We start from the raw sequence: 23,538 nt of genomic DNA on the forward strand, positions 1-23,538 counted from the left end.
GCGGCCTCGCCGTCCGCTACGACAAAAAACCCGAAAGCTACCAGGCCGGACTCGAATTATGTGCCGGCCTCCTCTGGATCCGACACCTCGAATCACAGCCTTGATCACAACCCCACACACGCCCTAGAAGCGACGGATTCGCATTAAGGTGGATGGTATGAGCCCCCAGCCCATGACCCGCCCCGGCGGGCGCAGCGCCCGCGTACAGCAGTCCGTCCACACCGCGGTGCGTGACCTCGTCAGCGAGGTGGGCCGCGAAGGGCTGACCGTCCCGATGGTGGCCACCCGGGCCGGCGTGACGCCCTCCACGATCTACCGCCGCTGGGGCGACCTGCAAGAACTCCTGTCCGACGTCGCTGTCGAACGGCTGCGCCCGGAAACCGACCCCGCCGACCTGGGCAGCCTTCGCGCCGACCTCGACGCCTGGGCCGAGCAGTTCCTCGACGAAATGGCATCTCCCCCCGGACGCGCCTACATCCGGGACGCCCTGCTCGGCGACCCCGACGGCAGCAACGCCGGCCGCTGCTCGGTCTACGCCGCCCAGCAGATCGACACCGTCCTCAACCGCGCGGCACTACGCGGGGAACGGGCACCCGATACCGAACTGGTCATCGACCGCATCGTGGCACCGATCATGTACCGCATCCTCTTCCGCCCCGACAACCTCACCACCCACTACGCGCGCGAGCTCGTCACCAACGCCCTCCAACAACCCTGACAAACAGCCCCCGTGCACACCAGCCACAACGACGACCGTCGCCGTCGCTGCGGAGCACCGAGAGGGCTCTCGCACCCGCGCCGGCCCTTCGGCGCCCGCACCGCCCGCACCGGCGGAACCGCCCGCACCGGCGGAACCGAAGTCCGTGGCCCAGGAGTTCTCCACGGCGCCGGCAGAAGTACCCACGAGCGGCAGCGGCCGGACGGCGGCAGGCCGGAGGGGACGCGGCCGGAGCGCAGCAGCCGGCACGGCGGCCGAGGTGCGCGGGCCGAGGTGCAGCTGGCCGGCGGCCGCCCGCGGCGTGCTACAGCCGGGCACAGACGCAAAACGGCGCCGGACAGCCGAGACGGTGGGGCCGTGGGGGCGGCGGAAGCCGAGCTGCGACCGGTGACGGGCGCGGCTGCACCACGAGCACCGACACCTTCAACCGTCACCAGGCTCGGAACCGACGCGGCGGGCCATATCGACGCCCTCGCCGCCACCTTCGTCCAGCACGGCGAAGGCCGCCCCCCACCTTCCACGGCACGATCCACCACTACGCCTGACCGGCGCGGCCCGATACAAAGCGAGGCCGGCCGGACGGTCGTGCGGCAGACCCCGCTTCCGCGTCACCCGGGCGCCGACCTGACGCAGGATGAAACATCCGCCGTCGGCTGGGACGTCATAAGAGCAACGGGGTGCCGCACCCCGAGCCTGGGGGGTTACGACGTGGCTGTCGGCATACAAGTCCGAACTCTGCTCATCGGCGCGGTATCCGCGCTCGTCATCGGCGGGGGGCTACCCGCGACCGCCGCAGCGGCCCCCGCCGCCGCGCCGCGCTGGAGCGCGGCCGAACTGCCGGACGGCGACACCGTCCTGAGCGGTTCGATCCGACCTGACGCACACACCACGTGGACGGCCGGCTTCCGGCTCGGCGACGAGGACGGCAGCGGCTCGTTCCACCCCGTCGTCTACACGCACGACGACCGCACCGACGGGCCCTGGACCGCCATGCCGACCGCGCCCGGAGCGCTCGGCCGTGTCAACGCCCTGGCGGCGACCTCGGCCCGCGACGGGTGGCTGGTCGGCGACACCGACCGCGAGGGCGATCCCGTCATGACACAGCACTGGAACGGGCACACCTGGCGCGTCGAACCGGCGCCCGTGCCCCAGGACACGATCAGCGGTGGCCTGCTGGGCGTCGACGCCCTCACGCCGGACAACGTGTGGGCGGCGGGCTGGGCCCAGGTCCTCGACGAACGGATCCCCGACCCGGACGGCGGCCCGACCCAGATCATCGACCATTCCGAGGGCCTCGTCGAACACTGGGACGGACACACCTGGCACCGCGTGCCCCTGCCCAAGCAGTACGCGAACTGGGGCCTCAACGCGATCGCGGCATCCGGCCCGAACGACATCTGGGCCGTCGGCAGCGGCTACGGCGACGACGACCGGCCCGTCGTCCTGCACTACGACGGGCGCTCCTGGACAGCACTGCCGACTCCGCCCTACGGCGGCCTGTACGGCGAGTTCAACGACGTCATCGCCAAGGGCCCGCACGATGTGTGGGCGGTGGGCCGCACCCTCCTGGACGAGGACGACCGCGGCCACGCGCTGATCATGCACTGGAACGGCCGCACATGGACACCCCTGGACCGCCCCGCCGACGCCGGCCCGCTGACGGGCGCGGCCGCCACACGTGACGGCATCGTCGCTGTCGGCATGACCCACGACCGCGAGAACGGCTACGCACTGCGGGTCGCCGGCACCCGTGTGACGTCGCTGGGGTTCCCCGCCGGGACGGACGGGACGGCGTACTCGCCCTGGAAAATCTCCGCCGCCGGACGGGAAGTGACCGTCAGCGGCTCCCTGACCTCACCCAAGGAACAGTTCCCCCGCCCATTGCTGCTCAGCACCCGCCTCTGACACACCCACCCCTGACCCGGCCGCCGTGCCCCCGACGGTCCTGACAACCCGCCGGGGGCACGAGCGCGGGTGCGGGCGGCGGTCAGCAGGCTAGGGCCGGGCGCGGGCGCCCGGCCCTACCGTCGATGCCGGTCGACGAGGAGCACGGTGCCCTCGCGGAAACGTCCACCCAACTGCCGCACCCCGCACGAAAACCTCGTCACTCACGCCCGTAGGTACGCCCATCGCCGGAAACCCAAGGACCCGTACGGCATGCACCGGCCACCAGGCAGCGAGCAGTTCCAGCACACGGGGCGTTACCGGCCAGGCCGGCGGCCCTCCAGGAGTGGTAGCCGTCGCAACTCCGCTGGCCGTACGGCGGCGCAGTAGCACTGCATGGCCTGCAACTGGTCCAGCCACGGGCCGCTGGGGGCAGGCAGCGCAGCCCGGCCGGGAAGGGGAGCAGGAAGCCGGGAGCACCGTCCGCAGCCTTACACCAGCTGCTTTATCTCGCCCCGCACCCGGTAGAAACCGCCGGATGAGGTGTGCAGCGCGTCCACCACATAGCGGGCGCCGATCTGCCGCATTGAGCGCGGGAACTGAACGTGCCACGTCGGCTCAAAGCCGTCCGAGACGACGTGGACCCGCAGCCGCCCGCCGACCTGCACGCACTCCACGACGATCCCGGTCCCCGGCGCGGGCACCGCGCTCACCGTCGCCACGGTCGCCGCCGGGGTGTAGGTCGGCAGCGCGGCTGCTTCCTTGACATCCCTGGCCACCGGCACCGTGCCGGTCTGCGCCGCCGCGATCGCCGCCGCGCTCGCGTCGATGCAGGCCAGCGAGCCGTCCGTCGTCACGATGTACAGCTTCTCGTCCCGGTACTGCATCGAGAGCGCCGAGCCCCCGCCCGTGCCCAACTTCCACAGCCGGGTGCCGTCCGCGTCGAAACAGTAGACCGAGGAGGCGGAATCGCCCGCGAAGACGTACTGCCCGCCCTGGGACGTGGCGCAGGAGTACACCGCGGTGTCACAGGCGTACGTCGCCTCGATCCGGCCCGTCCCCTTCGACAGTCGCTCCACCACACGCCGCCCCGTGCCCGCGTACACAGCGGTGTCCTCCTGCCACCCGAACAGCACGTTCCCCGTGGTCCGGGTGTGCCACAACTCCCCGCTGCCGTCGGCCGCGTAGGCCGTCACCCCCTGGTTGTGCCCGTGGAAGACCGCACGGTCGTCCGCCCGCACCATCCACGCACTCGAACCCGCCGACTGGCGTGACCACTGGAACTCGTCCTCGTGGTCGATGACGGTCAGACCGCCGTTGCGGTCAGCGACGTTCAGCACGCCCTCGTGGATGTCCAGCCAGAAGATGTCCACGTCGTCGGCGATCTCATAGGCGGCGAAGGGCACCTTCGACGACAGGTCGTACACCTTGCCGTCGTCACACCCCGCATAGATCCAGAAGTCGTCCGCCACCAGGCACTTGACCCCGTCCGGCAACGAGAACCGGGCCAGCACCTCGCCGTCGTGGCCCAAGGTGTAGACATCGCCGCGCTGGTTCCCCACCCAGCAGCGGTCCTCGTCGATATGGATCCCGAAGGCCGAAGCGCCCGTACGGAACCGCCACAGCACCGGCGCCGTCGCCCGCGCCGTGGAGGGCGCCGAGGTCACCTGGCGTCGCGTCACCGCACGCGCGGCGCGCTGCCCCGCCACCGCCGGCGCGTATCCCTTCCGGACCTTCTCGCCTATCTTCTTCGCCGCCGCGGCCTTCGCCTTCTCCGCCGTGGGGAACGTCGAGACCTGGTGCTGTCCGCCCGCGCCGATCCGCCCGTATCGCACGGAAACCGTTGTGCCGTCCACGGTCACCTCGTAGAACTTGTGCGCCCCGCCGTCGTCCTGCGACAGCTCCAAATACGTCGTCACTTCCGCATGCGCAGCCGCCATGGCACACCCCTCCCCACGGACCGGCCAGTGCGGCCGATCTTCAATGATCTCAACGTAGCCGCCACCACTGACAAGCGGTCACACAAAGTGGTGACCACAGGTCAGGCTCAGCAGTGCGGCGTCGTTGCACACGACGTCGCCGCCGACCGACGCCGATGACCTCGACGATCTGACCCGCTCACCACCGGTGGCTGCCGAGCTGCGCGTCAGCTCTTGGTCGTGAACCTGTGGATGGCGATAGGCGCCATGAGCAGCGTGAGCCCGGCGCTCCAGGCGAGCGTGACCACCAGGCCGTGGGCGATCGGGCCGCCGATCATCAGGCCGCGGGCCGCGTCGGCCAGGCCCGACATCGGGTTGTACGCGGTGAAGGTGCGCAGCCATCCGGACATCGACCGGGTCGGGGCGAAGATGGAGGAGCCGAACTGCAGCGGCATCATGACCAGGAACCCCATGGCTTGCACGGACTGGGCGTTCTTCAGGGTGACGCCCAGCACCAGGAAGATCCACATCATGGCCGAGCCGAACAGGACGGCCAGCCCGACGGCGGCGAAGAGGCCGGCCCAGTTGGTGAACTCGAAACCGACCAGGGCGGCGACGATCATCAGGATGGTGGTGGCGACCAGCATCCGCAGGAGTTCCACCGAAATCTTGGCGATCAGGACGGAGGAGCGCCCGATGGGCATCGTCCGGAAGCGGTCCATGATGCCGTTGTGAAAGTCCTCGTTGAAGCCGGTGCCCACGCCCTGGGCGATGGTCATGCTCATCATGGCAAGCATGCCGGGGATCACATACTGCACGTACTGGTGGTGGCCGCCGCCGAGGGAATGGCCGATGGCGCCGCCGAAGACGTACACGAAGAGCAGGGTGAAGACGACGGGCATCAGGACGGCGTCGAACATCGACTCCGGGTCCTTCTTGATCCACAGCAGGTTGCGCCGGACCAGGGCGCCGGTGTGCCGGAGGCCGGCGCGCAGTCCGATGCGGTCGTCGGCCTCGCCCTGCTGGATGGCGGGAAGGTCTCGGGTGGGGATGGCGGTGCTCATGCGGCGACCTCCTGGTGAGCGGGGGCGGCGTCCTGGGAGATGCCGGTCCGGTGGCCGGTGACGGACAGGAACACCTCGTCCAGGGTGGGTAGTTCGGTGGTGATGTCGGCGAGGGCGACGCCGTGGGCGGCCAGGGTGCCGACGAGCGCGGTGAGCTGCTCGTCGCTCTGCACGGGAACGACGACGGTCCCGGTCTCGCGGTCGAACGCGGTCGCGGCGAGCCCGGTCAGGCCGGCGGCGTCGAGCTCGGTGGCCAGAGAGCTCAAGTGCAGCGGGTCGGCCGGGCGGATGCGCAGGGTGCGGCGGCCGACCTTGGCCTTGAGCTCGGAGACACCGCCGCGGGCGATGATCTTTCCGCGGTCGATCACGGCGAGTTCGGAGGCCAGCTGCTCGGCCTCCTCCATGTACTGGGTGGTGAGCAGAACGGTGACGCCTTCGCCGACCATGCGCCGCACCTCCTTGCGGGTGCGCGGGTCGAGACCGGTGGTCGGCTCGTCCAGGTAGAGGACGGCGGGTCGGCCGATCAGGGAGGCGGCGAGGTCGAGGCGGCGGCGCATGCCGCCGGAGTAGGTGCCGGCGGTGCGCTGGGCTGCCTCGGTGAGGGAGAAGCGCTCCAGGAGCTCGGAGGCGCGGCGCCGGGCGTCGGGCCGGGACAGGTCGAGCAGCCGGCCGATCATGTAGAGGTTCTCGATGCCCGAGAGCTTCTCGTCGACCGAGGCGTACTGGCCGGTGAGCCCGATCGTGCGGCGTAGCTGCCGGGGTTGGCGCAGCACGTCGCAGCCGGCCACGTAGGCGGTGCCGGCGTCCGGCCGGACGAGCGTGGACAGAACGCGGACCAGGGTGGTCTTGCCGGCCCCGTTGGGGCCGAGCACGCCGAGGACGGCGCCGGGGCGAACGTCGAGGTCCACACCGTCGAGCGCTGTGGTCGGGCCGTAGTGCTTGATCAGTCCCCGTACCTTGACGGCGAGGGCGCCGCTGGCGGGAGCTCGGGACGTGGGCATGGCGTGTCAGTTCCTTCCAGGAGGGGGTCGGGACCGGAGGCGAGAGGCGAGCATCCGGTTGCGTACATCGCGTACATCCAACCCATGCGTACAACGTACGCAGCGCGTACGATGAAAGCAAATGGTGAACTGGGAGAAAGCCGGACGACCGGCACGAGCGGCACGCGCTGCGCTGTCCTACGACGCGATCGCCACTGCGGGCATCGAGGTTGCCGACGGCCAGGGGTTCGACGCGGTGACCATGCGCAAGGTCGCCGACCATCTCGGCGCCGGCGCCATGTCGCTCTATCGCTACGTCGACAGCCGCGACGATCTGCTGGACCTGATGGCCGACCGCGTCAGCGCCGAAGCCATCGCTCCCCCGCGCACCGGTGACTGGCGCGCCGATCTGACGGGTGCGGCGCACATCCTCCGCGACGTCACGCTGCGCCATCCCTGGCTGACCCGCCACGCCATCACCGCGGGCGGCTTCGGGCCCAACACCGTCACCATGACGGAGTCCACCCTGACCCTGCTGGACGGCTACGGTCTCGACATCGACGAGATGCTCGACGTCTGGAGGACCCTGGTGGCCTTCGTCCAGGGGTACGCCTCGGCGGAGGCCCAACGTCTGGAGGCGCACCGGCGCCGTGCCGAGCAGCCCGCAGCGGACGGGGACGAGACCGGACCGTCCTACCTCGACACCGTCGCCGCCTCCGGCCGGTACCCACTGGCCTCCCGGGCGCTGCTGGGTCCGAAACGCCCCGTCGACCCCCAGCAGACCTTTGACCGACGCCTGGGCTACCTTCTCGACGGTCTCGCCCACACCTTCTTCGCGGGCCCTCGCTAGGACCGCCACCGGCCGGCGACCGACCGGCCGGCACGTCCGTGCTTGCCCTCAGGCGCGTCCTGCCGCCCGGACGGCGCGCTCGGTGCGCACCATCAGTTCGTCGCGGCGCAGGACGCTGTGCAGACCGGTGGCGTCGAGGAGTTGGTCGAGCGCCGTCAAGTCGTCGTCCGCTGGTGCCTCGGCGACGCTGCCGCGCAGGCGGCGCAGGTGAAGCGCAATGCGAGCGTCGGCAGATGACACGGATCGGCCGATGCAGGAGCTTGATGGGCAACCCGGCGCGACCTGTGGTCCATGAGCGGCGAGCGGCGCCGTCGGTATCCTGACAGGCGCCGTGCCCACCTGGGCCGCCTGGGACCTGATCACCTCCGGGGCATGGCGCTGCAGCGGCGATGCTGCGCGCCTTCCCCCTGGCTGTACCTATAAGGACCTGGAAGCCTCCAACGTCGGTGGCATGTTCGTCCCTCGTCGCCGGATTCCTTTACGCCCTCCTCGTCCTCCTGATCTACGTCCTCATCCCCGCAGCCCGCGGCATCCGCCTGCGCCGCCGGCTCATCGCCGCACTCCTGCCCGCAGCGCAGCCGGCAATGATCGTGGTCGCCGCCATCGCCATCGCCATCGCAGGATGAGCGGCACACACGCAAGCCCAGCGCTGCGGCACTCCCCCGTTGACGGGATCCACCCAACTGGCCGCCGCGCCCGCCCCGGGAACGAGATGAGGTGCTGGGTAGCCCCGGGGCGCGGGTGACCAGAGGCCCGGCCCTGAGGCCAGTCCATTTCGGTCGCGGGATACCGGATCGGCGAAGGGCAGGGCCCAGTGCAACAGAACGGGTCGGTCACGACGTTCTTCGGTGGAGCCGTCACGAAGTGCGGCCGGGGAGGGGAACAGTGATGAGACCCATGGAGGGCTCCTTTGAGGAGTACGTGCAGGCACGTGGTCCGGCCCTGCTCCGGCTTGCCTTTCTGCTGTGCTCGGATCGGTATCTGGCCGAGGACCTCACGCAGGACGTACTGATTCGGGTGTACCGGCAGTGGCGGCGCATCAGCGGCCTCGGTCATCCCGACGCCTACGTCAAACGGATGCTGGTCAACGAACATCTGAGCTGGCGCCGGCGCAGATCCAACGGTGAACTGCCTACCGCCGAAATGTCGTCCCCTGCGGAGCAGGGGGATGCCGCAGACACGGTGGTGCGGCGCCACGCCGCCGTGCACCTGCTAGCCGGACTACCGAAGCGGCAGCGCGCGGTTCTGGTGCTGCGCTTCTACGAGGACCTGACCGACCAGCAGATCGCCGAGGTGCTGCGCTGCTCTCCCGCGACGGTGCGCAGCCAAGCCTCCCGCGCTTTGGCGACGCTGCGCACCTCCCGCGGGCTCACCAGACAGGACGTATGAGAGTGAGGGACGAGAGCATGAACGACGAGCAACTGGGCGCCTTGGTGAGTGGGTCGCTTCGAGCACAGGCGGCAGACGCCCCCGGCGGGGCGCACTTGCTGCAGGCCGTGACCACGGGCGTACGGCGCAAGGCAGTGATCCGCCGGCGGTGGGTCGTCTCCTCAAGCGCAGCGATCGCGCTGGCAGCGGTGTCGCTGGGGCTCGGGCTGTGGTCCTCGGCCCGGCCGGGGGACGGCACCCAGCAGGCCGCCGCGCCCAGCCTGCGGCCCTCCTCCTTCCACCATTTGCAACTGGAGGTCCCGGCGAGCTGGGCGTTGAATCCGGAACCGTGCAGTCCGCACGGCCGGGACCGGGTCATCGACCATCCGGACCTGCTGCAGGTCCCCTGCCTGACGCCGCTCACCGAGGCAACGAGACTGGGACAACAGGTTCTGTTCAGCACAGGCAGAACGTTCTCCACAACCTATCTCGGCCCCGCGGCCACCACCCGCCCCATCACCATCGGCGGAGTGAGCGGAACGCTGTCCTCGAGCACCAACGAACAAACCGGCATGACCGAATTCGCGCTGGCGCTCCCGTCCCTGGACGTGAGCGTGCTGATCGACGTACGGTCCCCCGCCCTGGCTGAAACAATCCTCCACTCCGCCCGCGTCACAGGCCAGTGAACTGACCCCCGCTTCCCTCCGGAACCACAACCACCACCGCACGCGCACCGGACCGGCTCGTGGATACCAGCCGATCCGGTACGCGTGCTCGGCGGACAGCATGTGCGTCAAGCCCAGGGCCGGGCCGACCCTGCCGCTGCCGCTGCCCAGGACGGTGGCCGGCTCGAGACGGTGCGGTCGAGAGTGCCACGCCGCGCAGCTACGCGAGGCTGCTGCAGCCGTTCCGGAGTCGGCCCTGTCGGTGCTCAGTGGTAGGACAGCCTGATGACCCATAGCTTCGACAGCGCTGAAACCTTCTTCCAGGATGGCTGTCAGCTCCTACGCAATGACGCCGAGAGCAGAGGAACGGTCGAACGGTACTTCGAGGCGGCCGCGCACGCCGATCCAGAAATCGCATGGCGGGTCGCCAGGGAGTGGGCAGCCGTCGCCGACGGGCGCGCGGCTCCCTGGCTGAGACGGGCGATCACCTCGCTACCGACCCGCGCCGGCATCACCGTCGCGCCAGGGACACTGCCCATCGTCACCGAGCACGGCTTCGCCGTGCACCAGATCTGGCGGATCACGGTCGCGGCCGACGACCGCAACCGCGCCGTCGCCGCACTGGAGTCCGCCCGACCCCGCCTGATGCGTACCACTGACAGCGGTCAGGAACTGACTGCCACAGCATTCGAAGCGGCGCTGGCCCACGTGCACTTCTACAGCCCCAACAACGTCACGGTCCACGACAAGCGCACCGGCGACCCCGTCATACAGCTGAACTGCAAGGACGTCATCCTGCCGCTCATGGCCCGCACGGTGATCTGCATCATCACCGACGAGCTGGCCCGCGCGGGAGTCACGGCCTCGCTGTCCACACCAACCGAACCGGCATAGACGAGACACCTCCAACAGGCACTCAACTTGCTTCCTTTCTCTGAACTTGGGGGTCGGTTCGTCCCAAAGCCTCTGATCTGCCGCTCTCTGAAACCAAATCGGTGATGCCAGAGGAATCACAGCGAAATGTTCAGGAGCGAGAGCCCCTCCGCCTGCCGCCTCAGTACTGTGACTTCGCATGACCGACGCCGAGATCGAGATCACCGCCGACCTGGTCCGCGACCTGCTGCAGGAGCAACATCCAGACCTTGCAGGGCTGGCCGTCCGCGAGGTGGCGGGCGGCTGGGGCAACCAAATGTGGCGCCTCGGGGACGAGTTGGCCGTGCGCATGCAGCGCATGGACCCCACCCCGGAGCTCCAGCTCAAGGAGCGACGGTGGCTCCCCGTGCTGGCCCCGCGCCTGCCGCTCCCGGTGCCGATCCCGGTGCGGTTCGGCGAACCGTCCGAGCGCTTCCCCAAGCACTGGACGGTGATGACGTGGGTTCCCGGCGAGCCGCTGGACCACGGCTCGATCAGCCGCGGCGATCACGCGGCCGACACGCTGGCGGGCTTCCTCCGGGCGCTCCATGTGGAGGCGCCCGCCGAGGCGCCGATCGCTACGGACCGCGGTGCCCATCCCAGGAACTGCACGGACGGCTTCGAGAACTTCTTCCAGGCCGTTGCCCCCGACGACATCACTGCCGATATTCGGGCAGTCTGGGAAGACGCCGTTGCTGCCGACGCGTGGGAGGGCCCGCCGGTGTGGGTGCACGGCGACCTGCATCCCGCGAACGTCGTCGTCTCGGACGGAACGCTCTCGGGCATCGTCGATTTCGGTGACATGTTCGCCGGGGATCCGGCGTGGGACCTCGCCGCCGCATGGGTGCTGCTGCCCGCGGGCACGGCCTCACGGTTCTTCGACATGTATGCGCATGCAGACGAGGCGGCGATCCGGCGCGCCCGCGGGCTGGCCGCTTTGAAGAGCCTCTTCCTGATGGTCATGGGGCAGAACGGAGATCGGGGCATTCCCGGTGGCAAGCCGAATTGGGGACCTGTAGGCCGGGCGGCACTTGATCGCGTTCTGGAGGGTGTTTGATGTGCGCTTCTTTGAACTTGTTCTCGATCTTGACTACCTGCAGCAACGCTGGGACGAGGGCGAACACAACGCCAAGATCCTCCACCAGGAACTCGTCGGCAAGGGCTACCTGAGGCACTACCAGCGCGTGAAGATGGCTCTCGCACCCCTCAGGCGTGGCCCTACCCCTGAACGAGCCCGCGAACGACCGCCGTCCCCACGCGAAGCCGCACGCTGGATCATCACCGCCCCCGACCGGCACGGCCCGCAGACCGCCGAGCGTCTGCGCCGGCCGCTCGAACACTGCCCGGAGCTCAAGCGCACCCACGACCTGGTCCGCGAGTTCGCCGCCAGGCTCGACACCCGCGATGCCACCCCTCTACCGGACTGGCTCAGCTGGCTCAGACGACTCACCAACAGCGGACTGACGCCCCTCGCCCGCATCGCTACCGCCCTGCGCGAAGACCAACTGCGGTCGCCCAGGGCATCACCACGCCTCACAACCCCGGAGTCGACGAGGGCCGAATCACCGACGTGGAGCTTCAAAAGCGCATCATGGGAAGCCGTGCCGGCATCCCGCTCCTGCGTCATCAGGTCGTACTGATCGCCCACCTTCGCCGCCGCTACATGTGCTGAGGCTCTCCAACCTGACGCGGCGCGAGGCCTCCCGCCGGCTCAACCACGGCCACCACTTCGACGACTACCTCCTGCACGCTCCCATCACCGACCAGCACCCGAGCCCTAATCCGCACCACTCTGTCCCGCCTGTACCGCCCCGGAGGCACGTTCTACTTCTCCAACATCGCGACCCCCAACCCTACGCCGCCCTGATGACCCACGTCGGCCGCTGGAACCTCGTCGAACGCACCCCCGCCGACATCGAGGCCGACGTCCGTGCCGCCGCGCCGCCGGGAACCGTCGCCGGACTGGACATCACCGCCGATGCCACTGGCGGCCTGACGCTTTTCGTGTCGGTGCGGCGCGCTGACGAGCCGGGGTGATCCCCGCAGTCGGCTTCGTGTCCGTCGCCGACGCAGCCTCGATCGTCAGTCGAGGCCCTCGATGATGCGGAAGTCGCGCTCGACGCCGTCAGCAAGTACGGCCAGCGCCTCCTGGTAGGCCGCACTCGCGCGTGCGGCGACCGCCTGTTCGAAGCTGTCGAACTCGATCAGGATGGTGCGCTCGGCGATTCCGGCGTCGTGTGCGACGACCCGGCTGCCGCGGGAGAGCAGCCGCCCGCCCGCGGCCCTGACGGCTGGACCGGCCAGCTCGTCGTAGGCAGCAAGCCTCTTAGGATCTGCGATGGTGCGGTAGACGCTGACCCAGTAGCCCTTGGCCACGGTACCTCCTGTGTTCGGAATTGATGACCGGAAGCATGCTCAGATCCATGGCCGGCGCGCTGTGGGTCAGCGAGCCGACGGAGACGGCGTCGAAGTCGGACGGCTTCAATCCTCAGCTTCCGGTTCGACTCGACCGGCCCAGGCCGGGCACACCGACTGGGGCTGTGATCGGATTGGTCTCGGGTGAGCGTCGGCGGGCGAGGGCGAGGCTGGCCATCGTCGTGATCGCCATCGCGGCGACGCCGACCAGCGCCGCGGTCGTGTAGGCGTCGTCGTTCGGGAAGAGGCGGCCCGTGGCGGTGCCGGCGGCCAGGACCAGACCGCCGATGGCGCTGCCCAGGGAGTACCCGACGCTGCGGACGACGTAGTTGAAGCTCATGGCGCTCGACGTCTCGCTCGTGGGGGTGACGGCCAGGATGACGCCGGGCATGGCGGCCGAGAAGCTGCCGACGCCGAAGCCCAGCACGCCCATGGCCGCGAGCAGTTCGGCCAGGTTGGACCGGGCGGTGGCGAACAGGACGAACCCGCCGCCGACGATGGCGGCGCTGCCGGCCAGGAGCAGGGGGCCGTCGATCCGTTCGCGGACCCGCGGCGTGAGCTTGCCGGCGACGAACCCCAGCACGGAGAACGGGATGAGGACCAGCCCCGCCACGAAGGTGGTCAGTCCGAAGCCGTAGCCGGCGCTGTGCGGCGTCTGCGCGTAGCGGGTGATGAGCGTGAGCAGGAGGTACATGCCGCTCCCGCCGACGAACATGACGATGTTCGCCCCGGCGACCGCCGGGTGCCGTACGGCCCGGACGTCGACCAGGGGCGTCTTGGTTCGCAGTTCGGAAACGGTCCAGACGCAGAGCAGGAGTACGGCGGCGATAGCAAGGGTCACCGCCACGGCGAGGTGTCGGCTCCACAGGCTCCTCTCGCCGGCCAGGAACAGGACGAGGAGCAGTCCACCCGCCAGGACGAGCGCACCGGCCACGTTCACGTGAGCGGAGCGGCCTTCGGGAGCTGCGGGCATGGAGCGCCACGCGGTCACGAAGGCGATGGCGGTGACGAGCAGGCCGAGGCCGTAGGCGGCCCGCAGTCCGCCGAACTCGGCGAGCAGCGCGGCCAGCGGGTAGCCGACGCCGGCTCCGATGATGGAGACCACTGAGATCAGGGCGATCGTGGCCGCGCTTCGCTCCTCGGGAAGATGGTCGCGGGCCACGCCCATCATCAGCGCCGTGAGACCGAGTCCGACGCCTTGGGCCGCTCTGCCCACGAGCAGCCAGGCGAACGGCAGCGGCAGCGGCAGCACGGTGAGCGCGCTGCCGACGACGACGATCGCCAGCGTGGCGAGAATCGTGGCCCGCCGGTGCGGACCGGCGCCGAGCCGGCCGAGGACGGGTGTGGCGACGGCGCCGCTGAGCAGGGCGATGGTCAGCGTCCACTGCGCGCTGTCGAGGGAGACGTGGAACGTGGTCGCCACGCTGGTGATGAGCGGCGTCCCGAGGCTGGCGACCGCCGCCACGACCAGGGCGATGAACACCAGGGCGGGGACCAGCAGACGTGCCTCGGAAGGTATCAGGGCAGTACTCATGGGCTGGTCATGAGCCTGGGCCTCGGTCACCGGTCCGACTCCTCTCGGGCGTAGCTTTCGAGCTCCGCCAGATGCAGCAGCGCCGGAAGGGCTGCTGTCAAGGCCTCGACCTCGTCACCGGTGAGTTCGTCGACCAACCGCGCGTACGCGTCGACGCCCGCCTGGCGTCGCGTCCGGACGTACGACGCGCCGGCCTCGGTCAGGCACACCAGCGTGACCCGCTTGTCGGACGGATCGCCCTTCCGCTCGACCAGCCCGGATTCCTCCATCACCCGGACCAGGACGGTCATCGCGGGCTGGGTGACGCCCTCGGCCACCGCCAGATCGGTGATCCGTCGCGGGCCGGTCTTGTCCAGGGTGGCCAAGGTGGCGGCGGACGTCAGGCTCATGTCGCGGGGAAGGCGTCTCACTGCCCTGGTGGCCAGACCGTAGAGGGCTGACCCGATGGCATCGGAAGCGCCGTGCGCGGCGTCTCGGCGACTCATGCCTGAAGCATAGCAGCTTTATATGAATCCTTTATGCATCTCCCGATCGGGTTTCGGCGATACTCGACTCACAACGCGTTCGCGTCAAGGTTGACTCTGACGTCTGCCACGGCTGGCGTGCTCCCCTCGGTGTGGTTGGCGACGGCGCAAAGACGATCTTCGCTACGAAAATCTTGCCAGTGTCAGATACGGGTGTACGCCGACAGTTCAGGCCAGCAACGCCGCCGTGAACCTTTCCCGCTGGGCCGCGAGCCAGGTCTGGAGGCGGTCCCAGCGTTCCCAACCGCCGTGCCCGGCCAGTGCGTGAAGGTAGACGGGGTCACCGTCAGAGACGCGGCCGGCGACGAAGGCCCGGGCCACCTCGGTCGCCTCTTCGATCACTCCGGGCAGCTCGGCTCGGTCGTGGGGAGACATTCCGTAGCCGTCAGCCAGCAGCCGCAGCCGCGCTGGTGCATCCAGGCCGTCGGGATACTTGAGGGCAGCGGAGGTGGGATCCAGCGTCGGGACCCAGTAGCGCGCGGTCATCGCAACGTCCCAGACAGGCCGGCCCGGAGCGGCCAAGTCGAAATCGATCAGTGCGACGGCTCGGCCGTCGCGGAAGACGACGTTCTCCGGGCATACGTCGTTGTGGCACAGCATGGTGCCGCCCAGCGGGTCGGCCAGGTCCCGAGCCCAGTCGGCCGTGGCGTCCAACGGCACCAGCGCGCTCGCCTCGTGCAGGCGTCGGAGCAGACCACCAACCGATCTCAGGGCGGTTGCCGTCATGACCCATCGCGGAAACGGCGGCAAGGCAACGTCGCCGGGGACGAAGGTCAACTCCTCACGGCCCTCGGGGATGAGGCTGATCGGCATCGGACCACCGTCGAACCCGCGTTCCCTCAACGCAATGAGGTAGGCGTGAATGGCCTGCGCATTCCGTGGCGCGGGCCGTTCAACCAGCGCACCCCGGCGGAAAACCGCGCCCGCGTTCGCCATGCCACCGATCAGCGCTTCGCTGTCCACCACTCCCCCGTCCCATTCCCAACGGCGACCTCGCTGTCCCAGGCGGTCGCCCCTCGAAGCAACGCTACGAGGACAGACGAGTCACAGGGACACCTTGGGCACCCACTCGGGCGGCGGGTACCGTCTGCACCGCAGCCGGCGTGCGGTGCCGGGCACCGCGCGGTCCAGGCAGCCGAGCGCTCCGGCGACCCGTCATCGTGCCCTGCGCCGCGCGGCAACTGGCCGACGCGACGTGGGCGTCGGTTCAGCTGGTGGCGGGTGCACCGGTGAGACCCGGTCAGCGGCGGCCGGCGGCCAGGACGACGAGGAACTGACCGCCGCCCGCCTCGATGTCGGCGGTCACCGGCAGCCCCGGCACCAGTCGGGAGAACCGGTCCACCAGCCAATCCGCCGCCTCCTGGGCGTCCCGCTTGGTCGGACAACGACCTACCATCTCGCGGCCGCCCTTGCGCTCCAGCCTCCCGGCAACGGTGATCAGCGGCGCGGGCTCGACCACATACAGGCGCTCCGGCCAGGCGATGACCACCTTGACCGCGCCCTTGCGGCTGTTGCACCCGCGGTGCGCGAGCCGCTCGGCGACCTTGGCCTTCCGGTCGGCAGTCCGGCTGTCGACACTCGGCCCCCGCGGGTCGTTCACCGACTCGTCGGGATCGACCGGTTCGTCACATACCCAGCAGCGCCAGCCATCGCGCTCAGCCACATCATCAAGAAGACTCACCCCAGCAAACTAGCCTGCCCAGCCCCCACCCCACACACCAGGGCGCGCCAGCGCGCTTCAGCACTCTCTCGACCGTCTCCATCCTCACCGGGGACGGCGTCTCGTGTTGAGACGCCGTCCCCCCACATTTCTGATCTCAGCAGCGGCTGTCGAGTGTCGGCGCCGGTGCCGGTGCCGGCGTCAGTGGCTGCGGCTGCGGCGCCTGCCGCGCGTGGCCAGCAGCAGGCCGCCGCCCACTGCCGCGACCGCTCCTGCTGCGAGGAGCGCGGGTCCGGTGTCGGCCGCTCCCGTGTCCGCGAGCTGGTCGCCGGGCGGGGTGGCAGGCGTGGTGCCGCCGGGGCCCGGGCTGGGGGCCGAGATGGTCGGCTTGGCGGTCGGCTGCGCGGCCTTGTCGGAGACGTGGACCACCAGCGCCGTGCTGTTGTCGTTGATGTCCTGCTCCGACGGCGCACGGTCGGAGGTGACGCGTGCCTCCCGGCGTTGTTCCTTGCCGAGTGCCGCGGGGAAGACAGTGAAGCGGAAGGTGAAGGTGATCGATCCGCCAGGCGGTACCGATGTCTTGGGGTTACACATCAGGCCGTGGCCCTCGGTGGCGGTGCCGCAGCTCTTGTCCTGTTTCCCGTAGAGCTCCATCTGTGCCGGGTAGTCGGACGGGCCGCTGGTGATGATGTACGGGACGCCGGCCTCCGCGCCGTGGTTGGTGACGACCAGCTTGGTGGTCACCGGTGTGCTGCCGGGCTGCACCGGGGTGGTGGGGCCGGTCCACTTGACGCTCCAGTCCGCGCCCGGCTTGACCAGCACCACCTGCCGGGCGGTGTTGTCCTCCGGATGGCTGTCGACCGCGTCGCCGATGTCGGCCGACGCGGTGATCGTCAGCTCGGTGCCGACCGGCACATCGTCCGCCACCTGGATGGTCGCTCCCGGCTCACCGGGAGTGCAGGCGATCTCTCGCTGGTTCGCCGACGTCGCCTTGCAGTTCCGGTCCGCGTTGGGGACGAGAGTCATGCCCTTCGGCAGGTGCACCAAGGTGCGGAATGTGTCCAACGTGCCTGACTTCAGGTGGCCGAAAACGTCCAGATCGAACTGCCGGCCGGGCGCAACCTGCGGGTTGTAGAACTGCAGACTGACCGTGGCGTCCACCGGGTCGGCAGCCGCCCGCGCCTCGACCGCCGGACCGGCCGCCAGCAACAGCACCGCCAGCCCGCACCCGGCCAGAAATGCTTGTGTACGCCGTCCCATCGGAACCCCCTTGCCCGTTGACCACAGGGCCCACGCGGCCGTGTGTTCACTGCAAGACACCCCATGGCCAAGGAAAGTTGTACGCGACGCCTCCTTCCCATGCCCACCGGGGGCCCCACCGTGCAATGGCGCGGAGGCAGCTGCCGATGTGACGTCTTTCGTGGCCGCAGCACAGTTGAGAGTGAGCCATCTGGTCATCGGCAGCAGTCACTCGCACGATGCCCAGAAGGCGCGATGGGAAGGGAATTCTGGCGGACGATCCAGATGGGCGATACAAGCCGACCACCGGGCGCCACAGTTGAGGCTGCGCGCGTTCCCCGATCGGGAGCCGGAAGTCGAGGCATAGCGCACGCCAGGAACAGATGATCTCCGCCAGCACAGCCTCCGTGAAGCACCGTCCAGGGGAGATGGCGAAAGGCCGTGGGTTCGCGTTCCCCGAAGGGGGATCGAAGTCGAACTGCATTGATCGGAATGGCTTCCCTCTGTAAGGATGTCGTCCATGACGAACCGACGAAAGGCCGATGGCGCGTAGACCGCCAGGCCAGGTGCGCGCCAAGCTGTCGCGCAGGCTCCGCCCGGAGCATGGCAGGAAGACCGTTTCTGGGGTCTCGGCACGCACACAGAGCGAGATTGCCACGTTCGAGGATTCACATCTGTGGCCGGGGGCCATCGCCGATGCGGTGACGCGATGGATCGGCACCGTTCACGGGCCGGCCCGTGGGCTGAGAGATCCTCAGCTCCGTGGCTGCGGAGTTGAGGCGTGCTGCCCCTCTGACCCTCATCCACGGGAGATGCTGGAGCAGGCGCTGTGCGGACTTCCGCCAGGATCGTCGCGGGAGCTCCGGCGACGCGTGCATCCGCTTGACGAGTTCTACCGTTCCCGCACGATCATGGACTCCTATGGCGATCCGTCTCAGCCATGGTGGATGCGGAGATGCTGAACCTCGTACAGGGGGATGCCACGTAAGCGCCCCTCCGCCGTCCGGCCGGAGTCCGGATCATGCCAGCGGTGCGGCACCAGGCAGGAGTACTGCGAACGGTATGACGCAGCGCTGTGCGTGGTGTGCGACCGGTGGTGTGAAGGCGTCTGCGATGATCCTCATTGCACGTATTGCCGACGACGGCCCGAACGACCAAGCCTTGCCGTGGAACACGTCCCTACAGAGGCCGTCTTGCGTCGGGCGGCCCGGCTGGCCGCCCGACGATCACTCTGGTCCCGGCCGAGCGGGCCGTGAGGAGGCGGTCGGTCTCCTGGTCCGCAAGGCTCCAGGACAACCTTCTGCCGCAGTGATCAGCGCGTCGGGCCGTTGAAGGTCCCGCCCCGGTCCCTCACGTGAACTGGGCCACCGTGACGAGGGAGTAGCCGCGGGCGCTCAGAGCGGAGAGGACCGTGGGCAGTGCGTCCGCGTCCAGGGTGCTGCCGTCGTCCGGGTTGGAGCCCACGTGCATGAGCACGATCTCGCCGGGCCGCAGGTTGGCCAGCACCCTGTTCACGACGGTGGACACGCTCTGGCCGCCGGAGTTGCCCTTCCAACCGAGCGTGTCGACGGTCCAGTTGATCGATGCGTAACCGAGGGCGTTGACGATGGAGAGGGTCCGCGCGTCGCTGGCGCCGAAGGGGAAGCGGAACATCGGCCGCGGATCGTAGGCGGCGCCGGCTTGGACGGCGACCTGGGTGCGCAGGATCTGATCGCGTACGGCGGCGTCGCTGAGGGTCGTCAGGTCGGGGTGGGAGAAGGAGTGGTTGCCGGTCGGGTAGCGCAGCCGGAGCAGCCGGGTGTCCTGGGGGAAGGCGTTGGTCCATGTCCCGGTCAGGAAGAACGTTGCCGGCGCGCAGGCGTTCTGCAGGGCGTTGAGGATCTTGGGCAGGCCGGCGGCGTTGGCCCCGGCGTCGAAGGTCAGTGCAACCACCTTGGCTCCGGTCGGCAGCACGGTCATGTGCCGTCCCGCGAGCGACGCGGCAAGCGGGCGGCCGCCGCGCTCGCGGACGAGGGTGGAGGCGGTGGAAAGGCCGATGTCACAGGCGTTGCCGAAAGCGAACGACACGTTCGCCACGCCGCTGGTGTTGCTGTTGCGCAGATACCAGTTGGCGCCGCGCATCACGCCTGGGGTGAACGTGCCGTTGCCGTCCCAGTCACCGGCCACGGGGCGGTCGCCCGCGCTGCCGTAGGTGAGGGTGGTGTTCGCTATGCCGCTGGTGTTGCTGTTCCTCAGGTACCAGGTGTCGCCCCGCACCACACCCGGAGTGAACGTGCCGTTGCCGTCCCAGTCACCGGCCACCGGGCGGTCGTCCGCACTGCCGTAGGTGAGCGCGATGTCGGCCACACCGCTGGTGTTGCTGTTACGCAGGTACCAGGTGTCGCCCCGCACCACACCCGGAGTGAAGGAGCCGTTGCCGTCCCAATCACCGACGATCGGTATGTCCCCGCGACTGCCATAGGTGAGCGTGATGTCGGCTATGCCGCTGGTGTTGCTGTTGCGCAAGTACCAGGTGTTGCCGGCCACCACGCCCGGTGTCAGAGTGCCGTTGCCGTCCCAGTCACCTGACATCGGCAGGTCCCCGGAAGTGCCGTAGCTGAACGTCGTGGTGGCGGGGTCGCTGCTCAGCGAATCACGCACATACCAGGTGTTGCCCCGCACGATCAGTGGACGGGTCGCGGTCGTAGCAAGTGCCGCCTGCGCGCTCACCTTCAGTCTGCCGGTCGTCCCCCGCGACGCCGCGCCGGGGTCCATGCCGACCGCTGCGGGTACTGCGAACACCGCTGCCAGCGCAAGAGCTATGACACCCGTGCCAGTCCGCATCCCAATCACCTCTCGGGGAAGCGCCCGGCCGCCCGGACCCGGGCGCCCAGGCGCTGCTCTCTCGGATCCGACGGGCGCGGCACGTCCGGACCGTAGGAGCGTGGCTTGTCATCCGTACGGGCGGCCGACCGCCGCCTCGGGTTTCGCTCGGACGCCGACCGTGCTCGGGAACAATCACCGGTACTGACTCCGGAATAGCTAGTGCGGCGCTACTGCAGGCGCACTGGACCCAGAAAGATCAAAATTCGCCTACCTTTCCGCCCCTTCCCCGGCGACGCGGTGGTGTCGCCTGGGCCCGGCCGTCGTCCGGGGCGCCGCACCCTGGTCCTCAGCCGGGACGCCCGCTCCCGCTGGCCGTCACCTGATTAATGTAGTACCCGAGCTGTCGGGTGAGGGGATTCCCATCACGCCATTACCGAGCAAAAGGCGTCACCACCACCGCCACCGCCACCCAACCGCTCTCGCGTATCAAATGTCAGTCCTCATTCATAGGATCACGGAGCATGTCCGCCGACCGTGCATAGAGCAGCCCGGTCAACGCAATCTGTGACGGCCGCACCGGCGGACAGGGTGGGGGGTGCCCGGTGCGGTGCACACGCCACCGTTCGTCACGGTCGCCGAAGGGGCCTACTCACGCGCACCGCACCGCACGTGCGTCCGTCGCACCGCCCACGCAGGGCCGGCTCAGGCAGTGCTGCCGGCCCAGCTCACCGGGTCCAGGCCCCGTCCACGCCCTGGTGTCTCGCCCTCGGCGGGGCTGGCACGGGCCCGTACGGCCCATCGCGGCGCGGACGGCCCCGGCCCGATGGGCCGACACAGGCCCTGCAGCGCTATGACGTCCAGCCCACGCAGAGGCCCGGCGAGTGGGAGGAACGGTACTGGAGCCCGGTCAACGCGCCCGTCCTCGACCACGACGGCAAGGTCGTCCTGATCGTGCACCGGGTGGAAGAGGTCACCCAACTCATCGCGGCCCGTGGCGCACCCGACGGCAGCCGAAGCAGGGTCCTGGAAGGCGAGCTCTACACCCGCGCGAGGGAACTGCAGAAGTCAACGACCGACTACGCCAGGCACACACCCGCGTCACCTGAACTGGAAACGACCACGAGCTGCTGCGGGAAGCCGGATACGAACACACCGAACAGCGAAACGACCCGGCAAAGGCCTGTTGATCAACCGTGGAGCCGAGCAGCGGATGTGTCTGCCTGCCGCGTGGGGTCAAGGCGTGCAGCTCACCAACCCTCCCCCCGATGACCTCACCGAACCCGCAGGAGCAACCAGCGCCCGGCACGCGGGCGTCCAGCTCCAGACGCCTGTTCATGTCCAACTCCAACCGGCCGTAGGTATTCACGTACATCCAGAACAGCCATCGCCGCCGCGCGCACGGCCGGCGGCCTGGGAGGTGGCGGTGGGCTGTCGGCCGTCGACGTCGTAGCCGAAGACGTACGTCATACCGTCCGGGTCAGTGCGGTTGGCTCCGATGCCCAGCACCTGTGTGGCGCCGCGTCGCTTCCGTACCTCTGTCTTCGGGTGCCGGATTTTCGGAGCCACGAAACAGCCGGATCGCGCGGGGCGGCCTTGGGGCGGTGAACCGTCGTATGATCGAAAGGGGTTTCGGCAGAACGGAGACCTTGTGGACGGGCCCGGTTCCGATGCGGTGTTCGCAGGCTCGATTCCCGAGTTCTACGACGACCACCTCGTGCCGCTGATCTTTGAGCCTTACGCCGAGGACCTCGCCCGCCGCGTGGCGGATCTTGTTCCGGCCCAGGTTCTGGAGATCGCTGCCGGCACGGGCGTCGTCACGCGCGCGGCGGCACGAGCGCTGCCCGAGCCTGTGGAATTGGTGGCAACCGATCTGAACCAGGCGATGCTCGATCATGCCGAGGCCGTCGGCGCCACGCGACCGGTGCGGTGGCAGCAGGCCGACGCCATGCGGTTGCCCTTCGCGGCCGCGAGCTTCGATGTGGTCTTCTGCCAGTTCGGCGTGATGTTCTTCCCGGACAAGAGCCGCGCATTCGCCGAGGCTCGACGCGTGTTGCGTCCCGGCGGAACCCTGCTGTTCAACGTATGGGATCGCATCGAGGAGAACGAGTTCGCGGACATCGTCACCAACACACTCGCCGGCGTGTATCCGGACTGCCCTCCGCGCTTCCTGGCACGCACACCACACGGACACTCCGATCTGAACGCCATCTCCGCCGACCTGGCACGTGCGGGCTTCACCGCCGCACCGCGCCACGAGACGATCACCGCGCGCAGCCGCGCGGCGTCGGCGCAGGTGCCGGCAACCGCGTACTGCCAGGGGACACCGTTGCGTGCCGAGATCGAGGAGCGCACCGGCGCAGACCTTGCCGAGGCAACTGCGGCGTGCGCCGCGGCGATCGCGAAACGATGCGGCCCGGGCCCGGTCAACGGCAAAATCCAGGCGCACGTCGTCACCATCGGGAACCTGTGACGGCCCTGACGGCTGATCACGGCGTGCGCGAAACGATGGACAGTGTGTATTCCGACCCGGCGTATTCCTTGGGCCAGGTGATCAGCCCGTCGCGGGAAGGTCCCGACGCGTGGTCGTCCGGTGCTGCCCCGGGGCCTCTTACAACAGCCGGGGCTGTCGGTGGGCGCCTACGGCGGCTGGTGCGCCCGGGCGATCGTTTGGTCCACGCTGACGTCCCAGGTGCTCTGGATCCGCAGCCACAGCACGGACCCAACGCGGCATGAGGCCAGCCCCCTTCATCGGGCCACTTGGAATCGATCGTTAGGCTGGCCTGGTGACTGATGAGCGGGAGCGGGTGCAGCCGTCGGGAGTGTGGGCCACGGCGGTGGGGGTGGCCAGGGTGCGGGCACTGGAGACCGAGCGGGAGAACCCGCTGTTCCGCGACCCACTGGCACAGGCCTTCGCCAGCGCCGGCGCCTTGTGGCTCTCCTCGCCGCCGCTGCCCGATGACGAGGGCGCGCGACGCCGCCGACTGGCCGTGTCGTTCTCCAT

22 protein-coding genes and 2 pseudogenes are annotated in these 23,538 nt (G+C 69.3%); 13 read left to right on the plus strand and 11 right to left on the minus strand.

The genetic code is table 11. From position 1 onward, the window contains the following. The first annotated feature begins 157 nt into the window (after positions 1-157). Positions 158-718, plus strand: a complete 561-nt coding sequence (locus tag O3W51_RS11125) for a TetR/AcrR family transcriptional regulator (protein WP_138351636.1) — start codon at positions 158-160, stop codon at positions 716-718. 708 nt (positions 719-1,426) lie between these two features. After that, positions 1,427-2,623: a hypothetical protein gene (locus O3W51_RS11130; protein WP_198359431.1), complete on the plus strand. Its 1,197-nt coding sequence runs from the start codon at positions 1,427-1,429 to the stop codon at positions 2,621-2,623. 470 nt (positions 2,624-3,093) lie between these two features. Here O3W51_RS11130 and O3W51_RS11135 read toward each other — a convergent pair whose 3' ends face one another. From O3W51_RS11135 to O3W51_RS11145, 3 genes are all read right to left on the minus strand, one after another. After that, entirely contained in the window at positions 3,094-4,542 is a 1,449-nt protein-coding gene (locus O3W51_RS11135) for a WGR domain-containing protein (RefSeq protein WP_138351638.1), read from the minus strand. A gap of 206 nt (positions 4,543-4,748) precedes the next feature. Beyond that, a complete protein-coding gene (locus tag O3W51_RS11140; protein WP_138351639.1) occupies positions 4,749-5,585 on the minus strand; it encodes an ABC transporter permease in 837 nt (278 codons plus the stop codon). Beyond that, positions 5,582-6,586, minus strand: coding sequence for an ATP-binding cassette domain-containing protein (locus O3W51_RS11145; protein WP_138351640.1), 1,005 nt, complete (start codon positions 6,584-6,586; stop codon positions 5,582-5,584). Before O3W51_RS11145 ends, O3W51_RS11140 begins: the two co-directional genes overlap by 4 nt. 121 nt (positions 6,587-6,707) lie before the next feature. Here O3W51_RS11145 and O3W51_RS11150 point away from each other — a divergent pair, with 121 nt between their 5' ends. Continuing rightward, a complete protein-coding gene (locus O3W51_RS11150; protein ID WP_138351641.1) occupies positions 6,708-7,415 on the plus strand; it encodes a TetR/AcrR family transcriptional regulator in 708 nt (235 codons plus the stop codon). Between the two features lie 48 nt (positions 7,416-7,463). Here the strand turns inward: O3W51_RS11150 and O3W51_RS11155 are convergent, their stop codons facing one another. Beyond that, complete coding sequence (locus O3W51_RS11155; protein ID WP_138351642.1) at positions 7,464-7,655, minus strand: hypothetical protein; 192 nt, start codon at positions 7,653-7,655, stop codon at positions 7,464-7,466. Between the two features lie 206 nt (positions 7,656-7,861). Between O3W51_RS11155 and O3W51_RS11160 the strand changes: the two genes are divergently transcribed. From O3W51_RS11160 to O3W51_RS11190, 7 genes are all read left to right on the plus strand, one after another. Then, positions 7,862-8,041: a hypothetical protein gene (locus O3W51_RS11160; RefSeq protein WP_138351643.1), complete on the plus strand. Its 180-nt coding sequence runs from the start codon at positions 7,862-7,864 to the stop codon at positions 8,039-8,041. Positions 8,042-8,303: 262 nt separating this feature from the next. Beyond that, positions 8,304-8,804 carry a SigE family RNA polymerase sigma factor gene (locus O3W51_RS11165; RefSeq protein WP_269285509.1) on the plus strand — a complete coding sequence of 167 codons (501 nt, stop codon included), beginning with the start codon at positions 8,304-8,306 and terminating at the stop codon, positions 8,802-8,804. Positions 8,805-8,821: 17 nt separating this feature from the next. Further along, a complete protein-coding gene (locus O3W51_RS11170) occupies positions 8,822-9,469 on the plus strand; it encodes a hypothetical protein (protein WP_138351645.1) in 648 nt (215 codons plus the stop codon). Between the two features lie 264 nt (positions 9,470-9,733). Then, on the plus strand, positions 9,734-10,342 hold the full coding sequence (locus O3W51_RS11175; protein ID WP_138351646.1) for a hypothetical protein: 609 nt from the start codon (positions 9,734-9,736) through the stop codon (positions 10,340-10,342). Between the two features lie 178 nt (positions 10,343-10,520). Then, positions 10,521-11,417 (plus strand): aminoglycoside phosphotransferase family protein, encoded by an 897-nt coding sequence (locus tag O3W51_RS11180; protein WP_138351647.1) that lies wholly within the window; start codon positions 10,521-10,523, stop codon positions 11,415-11,417. A gap of 1 nt (position 11,418) precedes the next feature. Continuing rightward, the gene (locus tag O3W51_RS11185) at positions 11,419-12,000 is read left to right on the plus strand and encodes a hypothetical protein (protein WP_187144676.1); all 582 of its coding nucleotides are present in this window, start codon (positions 11,419-11,421) and stop codon (positions 11,998-12,000) included. 226 nt (positions 12,001-12,226) lie between these two features. Continuing rightward, positions 12,227-12,397 (plus strand): hypothetical protein, encoded by a 171-nt coding sequence (locus O3W51_RS11190; RefSeq protein ID WP_187144677.1) that lies wholly within the window; start codon positions 12,227-12,229, stop codon positions 12,395-12,397. A 45-nt stretch (positions 12,398-12,442) separates the two neighbouring features. On the opposite strand, the gene O3W51_RS11195 is transcribed toward O3W51_RS11190, so the two are convergent. The 7 genes from O3W51_RS11195 to O3W51_RS11225 all read right to left on the minus strand — a co-directional run bounded on the left by O3W51_RS11195 (position 12,443) and on the right by O3W51_RS11225 (position 20,555). Beyond that, entirely contained in the window at positions 12,443-12,736 is a 294-nt protein-coding gene (locus O3W51_RS11195; protein WP_138351648.1) for a DUF1330 domain-containing protein, read from the minus strand. A gap of 112 nt (positions 12,737-12,848) precedes the next feature. After that, the gene (locus O3W51_RS11200) at positions 12,849-14,309 is read right to left on the minus strand and encodes an MFS transporter (RefSeq protein WP_138351649.1); all 1,461 of its coding nucleotides are present in this window, start codon (positions 14,307-14,309) and stop codon (positions 12,849-12,851) included. 26 nt (positions 14,310-14,335) lie between these two features. Next, entirely contained in the window at positions 14,336-14,794 is a 459-nt protein-coding gene (locus O3W51_RS11205; protein ID WP_232486225.1) for a MarR family winged helix-turn-helix transcriptional regulator, read from the minus strand. A gap of 207 nt (positions 14,795-15,001) precedes the next feature. Next, positions 15,002-15,769 carry a phosphotransferase gene (locus O3W51_RS11210; RefSeq protein ID WP_138351863.1) on the minus strand — a complete coding sequence of 256 codons (768 nt, stop codon included), beginning with the start codon at positions 15,767-15,769 and terminating at the stop codon, positions 15,002-15,004. Between the two features lie 304 nt (positions 15,770-16,073). After that, on the minus strand, positions 16,074-16,514 hold the full coding sequence (locus O3W51_RS11215) for a hypothetical protein (RefSeq protein WP_138351650.1): 441 nt from the start codon (positions 16,512-16,514) through the stop codon (positions 16,074-16,076). Positions 16,515-16,694: 180 nt separating this feature from the next. Then, positions 16,695-17,753, minus strand: coding sequence for an LPXTG cell wall anchor domain-containing protein (locus O3W51_RS11220; protein ID WP_187144678.1), 1,059 nt, complete (start codon positions 17,751-17,753; stop codon positions 16,695-16,697). Between the two features lie 1,329 nt (positions 17,754-19,082). Continuing rightward, on the minus strand, positions 19,083-20,555 hold the full coding sequence (locus tag O3W51_RS11225; RefSeq protein WP_203218417.1) for a polysaccharide deacetylase family protein: 1,473 nt from the start codon (positions 20,553-20,555) through the stop codon (positions 19,083-19,085). Between the two features lie 819 nt (positions 20,556-21,374). Here O3W51_RS11225 and O3W51_RS11230 point away from each other — a divergent pair. The 3 genes and pseudogenes from O3W51_RS11230 to O3W51_RS11240 form a co-directional block, all read left to right on the plus strand. Then, positions 21,375-21,634 (plus strand): annotated as a pseudogene (locus O3W51_RS11230) (protein phosphatase); the annotation flags it as partial. A 551-nt stretch (positions 21,635-22,185) separates the two neighbouring features. Then, positions 22,186-23,007 (plus strand): class I SAM-dependent methyltransferase, encoded by an 822-nt coding sequence (locus tag O3W51_RS11235; protein WP_138351652.1) that lies wholly within the window; start codon positions 22,186-22,188, stop codon positions 23,005-23,007. Between the two features lie 379 nt (positions 23,008-23,386). Then, positions 23,387-23,538: pseudogene (locus O3W51_RS11240) on the plus strand (SAM-dependent methyltransferase); the annotation flags it as partial.

Source organism: Streptomyces sp. H39-C1, assembly GCF_027158125.1.
GTDB classification, from domain to species: Bacteria; Actinomycetota; Actinomycetes; order Streptomycetales; family Streptomycetaceae; genus Actinacidiphila; species Actinacidiphila fildesensis.

What these genes read in the sequence shown, in the direction of transcription:
- O3W51_RS11125 (WP_138351636.1), top strand. Translation starts at nt 158, where the DNA reads ATGAGCCCCCAGCCCATGACCCGCCCCGGCGGGCGCAGCGCCCGCGTA.
- O3W51_RS11135 (WP_138351638.1), bottom strand. Translation starts at nt 4,542, where the DNA reads ATGGCGGCTGCGCATGCGGAAGTGACGACGTATTTGGAGCTGTCGCAG.
- O3W51_RS11140 (WP_138351639.1), bottom strand. Translation starts at nt 5,585, where the DNA reads ATGAGCACCGCCATCCCCACCCGAGACCTTCCCGCCATCCAGCAGGGC.
- O3W51_RS11145 (WP_138351640.1), bottom strand. Translation starts at nt 6,586, where the DNA reads ATGCCCACGTCCCGAGCTCCCGCCAGCGGCGCCCTCGCCGTCAAGGTA.
- O3W51_RS11150 (WP_138351641.1), top strand. Translation starts at nt 6,708, where the DNA reads ATGGTGAACTGGGAGAAAGCCGGACGACCGGCACGAGCGGCACGCGCT.
- O3W51_RS11165 (WP_269285509.1), top strand. Translation starts at nt 8,304, where the DNA reads ATGAGACCCATGGAGGGCTCCTTTGAGGAGTACGTGCAGGCACGTGGT.
- O3W51_RS11170 (WP_138351645.1), top strand. Translation starts at nt 8,822, where the DNA reads ATGAACGACGAGCAACTGGGCGCCTTGGTGAGTGGGTCGCTTCGAGCA.
- O3W51_RS11175 (WP_138351646.1), top strand. Translation starts at nt 9,734, where the DNA reads ATGACCCATAGCTTCGACAGCGCTGAAACCTTCTTCCAGGATGGCTGT.
- O3W51_RS11180 (WP_138351647.1), top strand. Translation starts at nt 10,521, where the DNA reads ATGACCGACGCCGAGATCGAGATCACCGCCGACCTGGTCCGCGACCTG.
- O3W51_RS11190 (WP_187144677.1), top strand. Translation starts at nt 12,227, where the DNA reads ATGACCCACGTCGGCCGCTGGAACCTCGTCGAACGCACCCCCGCCGAC.
- O3W51_RS11200 (WP_138351649.1), bottom strand. Translation starts at nt 14,309, where the DNA reads ATGAGTACTGCCCTGATACCTTCCGAGGCACGTCTGCTGGTCCCCGCC.
- O3W51_RS11205 (WP_232486225.1), bottom strand. Translation starts at nt 14,794, where the DNA reads ATGAGTCGCCGAGACGCCGCGCACGGCGCTTCCGATGCCATCGGGTCA.
- O3W51_RS11210 (WP_138351863.1), bottom strand. Translation starts at nt 15,769, where the DNA reads ATGGCGAACGCGGGCGCGGTTTTCCGCCGGGGTGCGCTGGTTGAACGG.
- O3W51_RS11220 (WP_187144678.1), bottom strand. Translation starts at nt 17,753, where the DNA reads ATGGGACGGCGTACACAAGCATTTCTGGCCGGGTGCGGGCTGGCGGTG.
- O3W51_RS11225 (WP_203218417.1), bottom strand. Translation starts at nt 20,555, where the DNA reads ATGCGGACTGGCACGGGTGTCATAGCTCTTGCGCTGGCAGCGGTGTTC.